This window comes from Nitrospira sp. MA-1, assembly GCA_032139905.1.
Lineage (GTDB): Bacteria > Nitrospirota > Nitrospiria > Nitrospirales > UBA8639 > Nitrospira_E.
The window spans coordinates 120,016-133,427 of record JAQJDB010000007.1 but is presented as its reverse complement, the minus strand read 5'-3'; the positions used below and the strand labels follow the sequence as shown (position 1 = coordinate 133,427).

The 13,412-nt window shown below is 52.2% G+C and carries 5 protein-coding genes; all 5 read left to right on the top strand.

From position 1 onward, the window contains the following. The first annotated feature begins 236 nt into the window (after positions 1–236). Positions 237–389 (top strand): hypothetical protein, encoded by a 153-nt coding sequence (locus tag PJI16_13320; GenBank protein MDT3778540.1) that lies wholly within the window; start codon positions 237–239, stop codon positions 387–389. Between the two features lie 137 nt (positions 390–526). Next, the gene (locus PJI16_13315) at positions 527–4,099 is read left to right on the top strand and encodes a hypothetical protein (protein MDT3778539.1); all 3,573 of its coding nucleotides are present in this window, start codon (positions 527–529) and stop codon (positions 4,097–4,099) included. Between the two features lie 127 nt (positions 4,100–4,226). Continuing rightward, complete coding sequence (locus PJI16_13310; protein MDT3778538.1) at positions 4,227–4,514, top strand: GIY-YIG nuclease family protein; 288 nt, start codon at positions 4,227–4,229, stop codon at positions 4,512–4,514. A 214-nt stretch (positions 4,515–4,728) separates the two neighbouring features. After that, a complete protein-coding gene (locus PJI16_13305; protein MDT3778537.1) occupies positions 4,729–5,340 on the top strand; it encodes a DUF1318 domain-containing protein in 612 nt (203 codons plus the stop codon). Next, complete coding sequence (locus PJI16_13300; protein ID MDT3778536.1) at positions 5,313–13,220, top strand: CHAT domain-containing protein; 7,908 nt, start codon at positions 5,313–5,315, stop codon at positions 13,218–13,220. The genes PJI16_13305 and PJI16_13300 overlap by 28 nt, the downstream gene beginning before the upstream one ends. Positions 13,221–13,412 lie beyond the last annotated feature (192 nt).

Sequence of the window (13,412 nt, the reverse complement as noted above, 5' to 3'; positions counted from 1 at the left end):
GATTCCCCTTTCCCTCGCATTCAAAAATTCCCTATCAGGTATCCCTAGAAAACATTCCATTCCTTTATTTAAGGCCTAAAGTTGACTAAACTCTTAGGTAATCGACGCTACGGGGAATTGGAGCGTTATCGGATCATACGAAGTAGAGGGCTCCTCGCTCTTTTATGAGAGTAACCGGGATGTTCGTCTCCCAGGGTCCGACGCCTGCCGTCTGGTCTGAGGAAGGGACGCTCCTCATGAGCCCAGACGGGGCGTCTTTGGTTTTGGATCCTTTTGCCAAAAACAAAAATGCCGCGTTTGCCGTGGCGAAACCCGGCTACATAGAAAAGCACGATGACATGAAAATTGGTGACACCAGTGCGATACGTTCACCTCCCAATACTTTTTGAATGAAAAACTCCAAAATGGATTCCCGATACACATAATAAAACTGTAATACCAGAATCAGATATTCTGTATGATCTGTCCAAACTCCAATAACCAAAGAGGGTATGTCGCTGCCTGACAATTAAACCATTTCTCTTCCATGACCCCCGATACCCCCCGACAAGACACGCCTCCTTCGGCAAAGCCACCACGACCAAGAAAACTCTTGAAGTGGTTTGTCTGGCTAGGCATTGGCATCCTGACCCTTCTTCTCTGTGCCGGTCTGTTATTGACCTATTGGTTTCCTTCGGACATGGTCCGGCAGGAGCTGGAAATTCGTCTCTCCGAGCTTCTTCAAGGTACGGTCAGGATCCAATCCCTTTCGTTTAATCTGCTCACCGGCCTTGAAGTCAGTCAATTGGAATTGACCAAGCCGGGCCAAACCCCACTCACATTCGAACATCTGACATTGGATTACAGCCTGTTGGGTCTGCTCAAAGGCACCTTCACCATCAACGAAATCTCCATCGATCATGCAGACATATCACTCAATCTGCCTGAACTGACGAAAGCCACTCCGGAGCCACCTCCCCCACCCCCTTCTGAACCGGCAACGCTTCCAACCCTTCCGGTCTCAATTAATCTTGAAACATTTCGGATCATTGAGAGCGATATCCAGGTAACGGTGTCGCCCGACCTGGCGGTGAACCTGACCCATTTGAATCTACAGAGTTCGGGGGCCATTTCATCGGATGATGCCCTTCTCAACGGCACGCTGCGGGTTGACCAAGTCGCCGTGGCGCTTCAAGGGAAATACATTCAACTGCCTCTGAAGATAACATTCGATACGGCGATTCATCTTCCGACTCAACACCTTGATCTGAAACAGCTCACCATTGAATCGGATCAGGCCCTTCGCCTCACACTTTCCGGAACGATCAACGAATTCCTGACCAAAAAAGGCGTGAATCTTTCCCTGGCCGATACGGAACTTGACCTCGGGAACATTCTGGCCCTCGCCAAGGATTTTGTGCCACCGGATTTTGCCACGGCTTCAATTCACGGACGCCTTTCTCCCTCATTCACCATCACCGGCTCACTTCCCGACTCCGGATTTGAGGGAACCATCCACGCGGGATTAGACGGGAAAAATATCGAGCTGCATTATCCGGAACTCGCACTGACCGTGGGACCGACCGATCTGGCATTCACCGCCCAGGAACTTCAGATTAAGGAAAACGTCCCCCTGACGGGAAACGTTTCAGCAAAACTTGCTACTCATGATGTGACATTTCAAGCGTATGGAATACAGAAATTTAATTTTATGCTTCAGAGCGACTACCAGGCGTCCGGCCCATTTTCGGGAAATCTGAAGGTCTCCGGCACTACCGCCTTACCCGGCGAACTAACTGGTACACCATTCACTCTTCCTTTCGCCGTGACCCTCGATACCAGTGGCAATCATCACACCCGCCACATCGAGGTGAAACATTTGAACGCCGACCTCAGCCCCTATGGAACCTTACAGGTAAGCGGCGCGATACAGCCTCATGCTGCTCCGAAGGAAGGAATGAATGCCTCGCTTAAGGTTCGTCTGTCGCCAAAGATCAATGAATTACTCGCTCTCATACCCAACGACCGGCTTCAAGGACTCGTTCTCCAGAAAGGGTCCGAACCGGATACCTTTGTGCTGCATGCCACCGGAGCACTTCATCCGGATTTCCGTCCCGAATGGGCAAAAGCAACTGCCGCACTCAAACTGTCCTCCCTTCAAGCTCAATTGGAATCCTTCGGCGCAGAAGGCACCATGCACCAACTTACCTTCCTGCTTGCTTCCGGCTACCAAGAAACCAATGGTGCAATTCAGGGAACGGTGGGATTTTCTTCAAATTTCTCTGACCTCCATGGGGCTGATACGGTGACAATCGGCACCAGCCATGTGATCTTGAAATCTCACTTTCAAGGCCATCTCTCGCCGACCTTTCAACCCACCAGTCTTCGCTCGGAAGACCAGCTTCAACTCACGCTCGTCGACCTGAGGTACCAGGATCCCAGTCTGACGGCCACCCTTCCTTCAATCAGACTGTCATCAACAACGAAAGAAGATGTATTCAAAAAAGATTTTCTATTGGAAAATCTCCGACTGACCAGCGAAGAGATATTAGATATGGGGATGAAAGCCCGGTATCAGCAGGAGAGCCAAGGATTTGATGTAGATCTGCAGCTACCCCTCCTCCATGTGGGCAACCTTCTCCCGCATCTGTCGGGACCACTCATGAAGGGAATAGAGGACATCAATCCAAAAGGACGGATCAGTCTGACCCTGCGAGCGGCGGGTAAAGTCCCCAACGAAGATGACCTCCAGAAACTAACCCTTCCGTTGGGAGTCAATGGAAAGCTCACGCTGCGGGATCTCGAGGGAGCCGTCTCGGGATATCGGGTTCAGGGAGGTAATGGCACCCTGGCCATGGCCTATTCGCCACGAGCCACACCTCAAACCCAACTCACCACGGATGTCACGCTCAATAGGATTTACTTGCCGGACACCCTCCCGATCAGAGAATTAGCCAACACCTCTCTGCACGTGAACATGTCGTCTCCGGATCTTAATGAAGTCCAGATTGACCCGATCCATGTCACATCAACGGGGGTCGACCTTTCCATCAAGAGCGCAGTAGTGGGCTTGCGTGAGCTGTTGTCCTCCAGTTCGCCTCGTGGCACTCAATTGGCAAAACTCTTTGCCCAACTGCACACCCGCCTGGCTCTGGATGTAGAGACCTTCCAAGAAGCCTTGCAACCCTTGGGGATACAGGGGAACGGCAAAGCCCTGGTCACCCTGTCCATGCTCAAAAAAGAACAGGGGAGTCTGGACGCCTCTGTGGAGATCGGGTCTGAAGCACTCTCCGTGACTCGGGATGGCACGGAACTCCGTCAAATGAACGGTGGGATACAGCTCAGAAAATCATTTTCCTGGAAACCTGATGAACTCCGGCCTTCCCCGAAAAAGAAATTTCAGCCGTCCGACCGTATTGCCCAGCTCAAATCGTTTTCCCGGAAAGGGCAGACCCTCACCATTGATCTTCTCCAGCTCGGGCCATTCACAATTGAAAACTTCTCGACTAATTTGGCGTTTGAGCAACAGTCCCTCAAAATGCAAAATCTCGCCATGAATTTATTGGGTGGAGGGATTGGGGGAAATGTCATCATTGCCGCTGAAGATCCTCTGCGTCTATCGGCGGAGTTTGAAGTGGCGAATCTTGATGCCAACCGACTCATCCAGACGGAATCCAAAATCAAAGGGGATAGCATCATTGCCGCAACCATTGGACTCACGACCATGTTGCAAGGAACCACGGGAGCCGTGGATTTGAGCCGATTGGAATGCAACCTGCACATTACGCACATCGGAAAAGAAGCACTGGATCGCCTCCTCGTATTCCTGGACCCGGAAGGCAGCAGACCGACGATCTCCAATGTTCGCGCGCAATTGAAGTTCGCGAATCCCTCACGGGTGACGATGGAAGTGGCTAGAGGCCAATTCAATCTGACGATTTACTTCCAGGGAAGTCTGATCCCCACCTTTAGATTGGAGCGCATCCCGATTGCCAAGATGAAAAACATCGAAAAACTTACCGCCGCCATACCCAACTGGGAAGACCTGGCAAAAGTATTGGATTTGATCGGGGCCGAAACTTACTCGTTCACCCCCGAAGGGGAGATCGTGCTTCAATAGGAAACAATTCTCTTATCTTGTCATGCTGAGCTGAAGGCGAAGCATCTCGCTAGGCCATGGCACGGTTGGGCTGGGCACAGATCCTTCGTCCGACTCAGGATGACAATGCGAGAGGCTCAGGCAACAGATGAAACAATATTATGTGTACATCATGACAAACCAATCCGGCACATTATATGCCGGGTTCACGAATGATCTCACACTTCGAGTCTATGAACACAAGTATGGAAAAGGCAGTCATTTCACATCAAGATATCGCATCACACGATTATTGTACTTCGAAGAAACTGGGGATATTCACGCAGCACTCGCTCGGGAGAAACAGCTCAAAGGCTGGACGCGAATAAAGAAACTGGCGTTAATTGCCACGGTCAATTCCAAATGGACGGATCTTTCTGCAGATTGGGACATTTAATAATGTTGTCATGCTGAGCCACGCGAAGCATCTAGCCTAGCCACGACCCGGATAACCTGGGCTCAGATCCTTCGCTTCGCTCAGGATGACAAAGCGTCCGACTCAGAATGACAAGAGTCTGGCACAGGATGACCTTGTGGAAATTTTTCTTCAGCGGGTTTCTGTAATTTGATAAGATAAAGCAGCCTCTACTCTCATAAGGAGCCGATTCGTTATGTTCTATCTCCTATTACCCCCCTACAGGACTGATCACACGTTCTCTTTCCATCCCATTTCACTGACCCTTCTTCTTGCCCTCCTCACAGCCTGCAGCGGACCATTAGTCGGTGTGACCGTAGTTGATGAACGCACGGCATTGGAAAATCAGGTCCTCGGCACGTATCAAGAACTCAATCAGCAAGTCATGCTCGTGGCCTCGGTTCGCTATATTGATCCGAAGGGGAAACTGAAACAGACACAGGAACTTCCTCCAGGGAAAAAAGACGTTGTGCGTGCCCTCCAACGAGTGTCGTTTAACAAAGATGACCTCAATCGCTATAAATCATTAGGAATTATCGGAGAAAATAATGAAGGTGGCGTCACTCTCCTGGAGCCGGAAAAGGTCCAACCGGACGATCGAGCGTTTGTTGAAAATCTAATCAACGAGGAGAATGAGGATCGTCTCGCGATCATGAGCCGGATCATTGAGACCAACGAGACCCTGACACCCTCAGAATTACCACGCGTCCACAAAATGTTTGCCGCACTCAATCGGGATAAAGCGCTCAAGGGAGAACGAATCCAACTGGACAATGGGACATGGACTCAAAAAGACCCCACACCCTAAATCACAACTCCACGTTGCGAGATAATCCTCTCTCCCCTCCTTGCCACGATGCTCCTGAGCCAACATCAGGAAGAAAAGGGAAAAGGTCGCTCTATGCTCAAGGAGCCCTATGGTATTTGATCGCGTCCATGGGCCTGGCCGGAGTATTCGGCTTTTCCCTGACGACTTTCGCTGCGCCCCCTGAACGCCTGACCACTCACCCTGCTCTGGATTATCAACCGTCAGTCTCCATGGATGGACAGACGCTCGCCTTTGTGTCCAATCGATCCGGCAATCTGGATATCTGGGTTCAAACACTCAAGAGTTCCGCGCTGACGCTTCCTCGACAAATGACCACGCACCCGGCCAGTGATCAGGAACCGGCCTTGAACCGGGATGGCACTCGACTCTTATATGTGTCCCATAAATCCGATCCCCGCGGTGATGTTTATCTCCTGGATCTGATTACCCGTGAGGAGCAACGACTGACGGATTTAACCAGCGGCGACGGTGCTCCACAGTGGGACCAAGAAGAACAAGGATTTTTGTATCTCAAAACCGATCCGCTTCACAACACCTCCGCCATCTACCGGAAATCCTTTTCGAGCCAATCTGAAGAACTGGTTGTGCCCCAAGCCACCAGCTATTTCGTGAATGCCCAGGGGCAACTTCTGTATTCCAATGGTGGCCATCTGACCCTATTGAATCTTCACGACAACAGCTCCACCTCCTTCGACCAGGACAGCAAGGTCCTGGATCTCTGGCCTGCCTTGGACCACAACCCCGCTACCATGACCACGAATGTCCCCCTGGTGTTTACCCGATATGACCGGGACACCAACAATGACGGGCTCGTTGATACCGATGATGAATCGTCCATTTGGATGAGACTTTGGGACCCGCAGCAGCCTCAACTCCAAAGACTCTATCGGATCACTCCGGCGCACAAATTTGATATTTACCCAGCCGTGTCGGGGGATTTCCTCTATTATTCCGATCTGAAGAGCGGAGATATTTTCCGAATGGACATCCCCGCGTTTCTCAAGGATTACGTCGACCTCGATCAGGCCAAATCGCTGGCCGCATCGTATCAGGATCACGGGCAATTGGATCTCGCCCTCCTGGTCCTCGGGAACATTTCTCACAATCTGTTGGCAGAGCAACCCCCTGAGGCACGAGCGGAATTTGATTTTTCCCTTGCCGAAACACAGACACAGGAGGGAAATTTTCTTGCGGCCCGCCAATCTCTGGAGCCCTACACCAGCCAACCGGGACGGACCGGCGCGTTGGCCAGAATCTATACCATCGTCTTGCGAGTCCGGGAGCAGGCTCAGGGCATCAGCTCCGCGGCAAGACGCCGGTTAGTCGCCACAGGCGCGGCTGAGCTCCTCACCATCGGTGAGGAACACCGGAACATGGATGAGGTATACGGTCAAGCCCTCATTGAAGCCGGACGGCTTTACCTTTTTGCGGAGGATCCTCTCACGGCCCTGGATTACCTCGTCAAAGTGGAAGATCTGCACAACAAAGAGATTCGAGCCAAGGGTCTCTTTACCAGAGGGGAAGCCTACCGGATTCTGGATGATGCTCCCAATGTGATCCGCGTGTTCGTGGATGTCATCCAGTTATTTGGCGAACGCTCCTCCTGGGGCAAACGGGCCATCCAACAAGTGGTGATGCTCTCCCAACAGGGTGAAACGGAACGTGAGCGCATTACAGCCTTGAACAAGATTATCCCTCAGTATCCTGACTTTCCCGTCTTAATCGCCACTACCCGCCTAACCATTGCGGACCTCTATCACGAACAGGGAGAACAACTCTCCGCTCTGGAAACACTGGATTTCATTATTTCGGCTCCTGACCTTCCCAACGAACTTGTCATCCAAGCCTATCGGAACAAGGCGACGATCCTTTCAGAATCGGAACGCTACCAGGAAGCCGCGGATACCTATGCCGCCTTAAGTCAGTTTCCCGGAGAAAATCTCACCGAACTCCAGGAAGCCAGGAGTCTGCTCATTTTACAATTGGTAAAAAAAGCGCTGAAGGACCGGAAGGTGGGGGAGACCCGTATCGCCGCCAAATCCTTAAAACACCTGATCAACCAATATCCCGAATCGGTAGAAGCCCATCGGGCCTATATTGAAACTAAAGTCATGCTCCACGACACGGCGGAGGTCCAGGACTGGTACACCACCTTAGTCAAGACCCATCCCGATCACGCCGTCTATCAATATGGTCAGGCCCTGGCATTGTCCTATACCGAACCGCCCGACCTCCCGTTAGTCATCCGCCTTCTCCAACGCGCCATGAAAAAAGATCCCGCCCTGGGGTATGTCCACCAAACGCTCGGATGGGCCTACGAACAAACCGAACGGACGTCCGGCAACAAAGGATATCTTGAAAAGGCCGAGCAGGAATATCGCATCGCGCTGGAGATCAACGATGCCGGTCGCTTTCCCGACGTGGAATCCCAACTGCTCTTGAATTTAGGAAATACCTACCTGGCTCTCTCGAATGCCCGCGAAGCCTATCGACATTACCGACAGCGTGAGGAGCAATTCGCTCCGTCCGGCGAGACTATCACCGAATTGCTCTATCGCAAAAATTATGGAGAAGCCTGTTTTAAATCCGGACGCACCGAGGAATCGTTAGTGCAATATCAGTTGGCCTTACGAAAGGTCCCTCCCGAGCAGCCAAATCTACAAGCCGAAATCCTGGAACGCATCGGATTGTCCCATCAGGACATCGGACAATATGCCAAAGCCATTGAGGCGTTCTCTCAGGCCTTGGTCCTGAACCGTGAGTTAGGACAGGAACAAAATGTCACATTGCTCCAGAGAAATATCGGGGTCAACCTGTTCAACCTGAGCCGCGCCAGTGAAACCGGTGGACGCGAGGAACTCAAACAGGCTTTGGGCAGTTACTTTACCAGCCTGGACCACCTCACCATAGGCGGCGGCAAAACTCTTTCCAAGGGACCAGGCCTGTTCAATGTGAATGTGGCCCTCAATGAAAAGGGGTCTCAAGCGGCCAGCGGATTCGATCGGATCGGCGAGCAAAAGCTCATGTTCAGTTATATCGCCAGCACCTATGAGCAATTAGACGAACCCGGTCCCGCTCGAGATTATTATCGCAAAAAACTCGCTCTCCTCAATCAGGTGACACCGGCTACACAGGATGCGGCCGCTCTGACAGAAAAAGCCATTGTCCTCAATCGGCTGGGAGTGCTGTCCCACCAATTAGATGAACCTGAACAGGCGATGGAGTCCTTTCGTCAATCCTTGAATTACACCCGGACCTTAAATATCCCGTTCGGGACCAGCGTCAACGTCTATAATCTTTCGACATTGGCGGTCGAAAGCCTCCTGCAAGGGCAAACCCCGGACCAAAGCCTTGTGGAGGCCATCACCTCGGGGATTCGGGATCTCCAGCAACGAAACTATGAAGACCGCAATCTGTTCTTCACCCTCACCAACACCGCCATGCTCCTCTCGCTTCTTCCCGACCCATCGCCGGATCAGGGACTCAGGCCGGCTGAGGCCGTCCAACGCATGCATGAGCAGTTCACCTATCAGACGCTTCCGTGGTCCTATTATCAGAAGGCGGACTCGCTCCTTCTCAAGCCTGCCTTATTCTCAGATTCTGAACGTCTGCCTGCTCAATTTCTGGTGAAGTTGAACCAGGCCGAATTAGCACGAACATCGGATCAGTCTCAGGTCTATCGCCGGATTCAGGACGACTTACTCAAACTGGTGGAAGACCGGCAAGCCCCCAATAGCTGGTTGTGGTATCTGTCTCAAGCCGAAGAAGCCGCTGATCCCTCCATGCGAAAGAAGTTTCTCACCCAATCCGTTGAAGCGGTCCTTCGTTTCCCCGCGCAAACCGACCCTCCAACAGGTCAGACCAACACCTGGCCCGCATACGAACGTCTGATTCAGCTCTCTGTTGACCAATTGACTGAAGAAGGCCGGCCCGACGACGCCTTTACCGTGGCCGAGCAACTGAGCATTCGACACATGACCAGCGCCGTCTATGAAGCCGTGGGAGAAGATCTGTTTCTCAAAGGCTTGGGAGACTATGAACCGGAACTACGCTCCTTACTCGGGGAACTCCGGCAAGCCAGAAATCAGGGGAACGTTGCGGCCATTGAAGAACTGGCTCCTGCCCTTCAGGACACGCTCTATGCCCTGTTTGAAGAATATCCCTGGGCCACCGCGTCCTTCTGGGCCTATCCTCCGACCAGGGACCTGATATTTTTGGGCGTTGACGCCTCACATCCCTACCTGAAAATTCTCAAAGGAAGGCAAGGCTATCATGGCTTTGTTCATGACGGGGAGACCCTCCATTACAGCCCTCTGGCGGTCACGGAAAAAGGAGTCGCCGGGGATGAAGAATTTCACAAGCGGCTCACACAATCGGCATCAGCCTATGTGGCAATGCCGCAGGAACTGGAATCCACCCTCCCTTCACTGGGACTCGATCAGAAACCGCTCACGTGGGTCAGTAACTTCTATGACTTCCTGAATGGCTATCATCAGCGCAGCCTCTTTTTTTCTTACATCACCACCCCGAGCACGCTTGTCCCTTCCACGCCCCCGAGTGCGGGGGAAATTCCATTTGTGCTCCAGCAATTTAACGGGGTCGAGGCTCATGATCATCCGCTGGCTACCCACACCAACATTGCCGCATTTATCAAAAATCCGGATACATTCGCCTTTGAGGTACAGGAAGATCAGGATGTTCGGGAATATGTTTCCGTGCTCGATTTTGCCGGCAGCCAACATCATTCGATCCTGCTCTTCGGCGGGATCCCCTCCTCATCCCCTTCCCCATGGGTGCTGGTTTCCTCTCTCCTGCGCGCCGGATTTCCTCATGTCATCGTGAGCCGGACAGCGCTCGATTCCCAAACCGCTACCAGGTTTCTGAATCAATATCTCACGCATCTCGATACGCTTTCTCCCGATGAGGCCGTCGTGGCCGCATCGAAGGATATCTGGGGACCGGATCAGGGGAAATATCCCTTCCGCCATTACGGATTTGCCGGCATGGGTCCGGACGAACGTCAGGAATATGCCGCCTCTATCTACGACCAAGAAGTCGCAGAGGCCATTCACGCATTTGAGACCAAAGACTTTCCCGCCTCCCTCCTGCATATCGAACATGCGCTCGCCCTTATCGAGCATGCAAAAAAACGACAGGACTTCAAAGAACTCACCACCCTGGCTGTGGAAACCGCCTTTGAAGTCAACGATTATGAAAAGGGAATCTTCTTTCAACAGAAGCTGCTGGATTCCCTCACCGCGGAAACCCCTGCCAGTGAGCGAGCCGAGGCGGAATATCGTTTGGGCATCTTGCATTCCCGACTCGAACATTTCGACATCGCCGTGCAACATCTCGAACAGGCCAATCAGATTTGGGATCAGGGCGACGAGCTTGACCGACTCGCGGAAGGCATGGCCACATTGGGCATTGTCCGTGAAAACATGGGGGCCTATCCGGAAGCCCTGGAACAATTCAACCAGTCGTTTTCCCTGTATCAGGAAATCGGGGAAATGGGTCACACGGCGTTTCAATACCGTCGAATCGGGCGTATTTATTACCTTCGATTAGGCCGGTACGAGAAAGCCCGGGAAAACTTTCTGGCCGCCCTGAAACTGTATCAGGAGCAAGGCGATCCGCAGGGAGAAGCCGAAACGCTGTATGAAGTGGGACTGACGTATGAAAAAGTCGGCCTGTTCGACCAGGCCGCGGACCGCTACCACCAGGCCCTGGCCATTGCGAAAGAACTGGATGACCCCAAGCTCCTCACGACGGGCGACCTCTACCTCGCCAATGTGGCCTGGTTCCAGGGGAACTATCAAACCGCCTTTCAATTCTTAACCCAGGCCGACAAAAAAGCCGAACAGGCCAAAGACCCGCAATTACGCATTATGGTGAAAAATACCCGCGGGCTGATCTACTGGACACTCAATGACACCGACAAAGGACTCGTCCATTTACACGATGCGGTCACGCTGAGCCGGTCCTCCAATATTCAAACCGAGTTAGCCTCTTCGCTCAACAACCTTGGATTGATCTACCGGCAACGGGGCGACCATGCCGCCGCCCTGGACTATTTTCAACAGGCCAAAACGCTGGACGAGTCCCTCAAGAGCCAATGGGGTTTAGGCTACGACCATCGGAATATCGGCATCTCCCTATTAGCCCTGGGACAGTTGGAAGAAGCCGAAGGGCATTTTCTGAAAGCTGAGCAGATCAGCGCCGAGATCAACAATGTCATCAACTGGGTCAAGGCCTTACTCGAACTGGGTAACGTCAATAAAGCGCTGGGGCGACCAGAACCGGCTCTCGGCTATTACGAGCGGGCGCATGAGATCTCTCAGCGATACGGCATCAAGGAAGTGGAATGGCGCGCGGCAGCAGGCAAGGCCACGTTGTTACGGGAGGAGGGAAAGCTCCCGGATGCCTTGAACTGGTTTACCAAAGGGGTCGAGGTGGTAGAAGGCATGCGGGCCGCGCTAAAAATCGATGAACTCCGCAATAGTTTCCAGACTAACAAACTGGATCTGTACGGGGACATCATCACCCTGCTCATCACGATGAATCGGACCGATGACGCCTTTAACTTTTTAGAGCGCTCCCGATCCAGAAGTTTTATCGACCTGCTGGGTAATCAAAAACTCTCCTTCAAAACTGAAGGTGATCAGGAGACCTGGACAAAAATCAACATGATGGCTTCCACCCTGGATTCGCTCAAATCGGAACTGGGATCATATGAGGAACCGCCGGCCGACCTTCAGGAACGGTATCACAATACGAAAGCCCTGTATGAAGAAGCCATCCTGGAGGTCAAACAGGAGAATCCAGCGCTCAGCAGTTTTGTCTCCGTGGATCCGCTCAATCTGGAAGGAGTCCAACAGCTCCTGGCCCCTAAAGTGGGACTGCTCACCTATTTTCTGACAAAAGACCAGCTCTACCTGTGGCTCATCACGAACGAGCGAACCATTTTCAAATCTGTGTCAGCGAAGGAAGAAGACCTCACCCGCTTAGTGACCCGTTATCGGCAACTCGTTCAGCATCTGGAACCGGTTGATGATGAATTACAAAAACTTTATGGGTCTCTGATTCAACCGATTGAACCCGACATCAAAAACCTGGAGTATTTGGGAATTATTCCCGATGGCCCTTTACATTTTCTCTCCTTTGCGGCACTCAAACACGGCCCCGCCTATCTCGTGGATGAGATCCCGCTTTTTTACGCACCCTCGGCTTCCGTCTTCCAATTCACCTTTGCCAAACGTCAAGCCGTCAAAAATGACAAAGTCCTTGCCATCGGAAATCCCGATTTGGGAAATTTTAATTACGATCTTCCACTAGCCGAATTGGAGGCCCAAAGCATCAAATGGAATTATCCCAACATGGATATTCTGACCGGAACAAAGGCCACCAAGGAATGGGTGGTGAAGAATATCTCCCGATATGGCATCATTCACTTAGCGGCCCATGGTGAATTTGATGAGGGCAATCCGCTGTTGTCCTCACTCTGGCTGGCTTCAGAAAACCCCGAAAACCGCCGACTGACCGTCAAGGAGATTTTTGGGTTGGAATTAAACGCGGATCTGGTAACCTTAAGCGCCTGCCAAACAGGCCTGGGCAAACTGGAAGCCGGTGAACTTATCGGCCTGAACCGCGCCTTTGTCTATGCCGGCACGCATGCCCTGGTGTCCGCCCTTTGGCGGGTGGACGACCTCTCCACCTCGGTGCTCATGAAACATTTTTACCGGAATTACGTCACGGCGAATAAAGCCAGAAGCTTGCGGCAAGCGCAACTCCTCGTCAAAAAGGATTTTCCCCACCCGTCCTATTGGGCCGGGTTTAGTTTAATCGGAGACTATCAATAATGGGAGTGTTGAAAAAAGCCGCCACCGGCGTTCTCGCCCATTTGTCATGCTCACGTACCCCCCATGTACGTTCCGCGTGCCAAACGGGCTGCGGCCTTGGTGGACGGCCTTTTTGAACCCTCCCCATGCGCTTCGCTGCCACGCTAATAATATAGCGATAATTGAAACTAGTGAAAATTTTCAATATTCAAC

Bases quoted from the DNA above. Each gene is read 5' to 3' on its own strand.
- PJI16_13300 (MDT3778536.1), top strand. From the start codon at position 5,313: ATGGACTCAAAAAGACCCCACACCCTAAATCACAACTCCACGTTGCGA.
- PJI16_13315 (MDT3778539.1), top strand. From the start codon at position 527: ATGACCCCCGATACCCCCCGACAAGACACGCCTCCTTCGGCAAAGCCA.
- PJI16_13320 (MDT3778540.1), top strand. From the start codon at position 237: ATGAGCCCAGACGGGGCGTCTTTGGTTTTGGATCCTTTTGCCAAAAAC.
- PJI16_13310 (MDT3778538.1), top strand. From the start codon at position 4,227: ATGAAACAATATTATGTGTACATCATGACAAACCAATCCGGCACATTA.
- PJI16_13305 (MDT3778537.1), top strand. From the start codon at position 4,729: ATGTTCTATCTCCTATTACCCCCCTACAGGACTGATCACACGTTCTCT.